Origin of the sequence: Aphanothece microscopica RSMan92 (genome assembly GCF_046613545.2) — a bacterium.
In the GTDB taxonomy this organism is placed as follows: domain Bacteria; phylum Cyanobacteriota; class Cyanobacteriia; order PCC-6307; family Cyanobiaceae; genus NIES-981.
Genome location: NZ_JBKKKY020000641.1, coordinates 1 through 400, shown reverse-complemented (window position 1 = coordinate 400; position 400 = coordinate 1). Strand labels below are relative to the sequence as shown.

1 protein-coding gene is annotated in these 400 nt (G+C 66.2%); it reads left to right on the top strand.

Translation table 11 applies throughout. The annotated features are described in order from the left end of the window. Positions 1 to 34 precede the first annotated feature (34 nt). A partial coding sequence (locus ACLD7X_RS19430; protein ID WP_411425319.1) for a SulP family inorganic anion transporter occupies positions 35 to 400 on the top strand: 366 nt, incomplete at its 3' end.

Below are 400 nucleotides of genomic sequence, written 5' to 3'. Positions count from 1 at the left end.
CGGCATCCTGGCGCAGTACGCGCACGACCCGGCCATGGCCTTCACCGTGTTCGTGATGGCCGGTGCCCTGATGGTCCTGTTCGGTGTGCTGCGCCTGGGGCAGTACATCCGTCTGGTGCCCTATCCCGTGATATCGGGCTTCATGAGCGGGATCGGGTGCATCATCGTCATCATCCAGTTGGGGCCGCTCATCGGCCACACCGGACAGGGCGGCAATCCCCTGGTGGCGCTGGAGCGGCTGCCCGGACAACTCATGGCCGTATCGTTTGCGGCGCTCGCGCTGGGGCTGATCACGCTGCTGATCGTCTACCTGACGCCGCCGCGCATCAACCGGATCGTGCCGGCACCGCTCGTTGCCCTGTTTGCCTGCACCCTGACCGGTGCGTTGGTCCTGACAGGC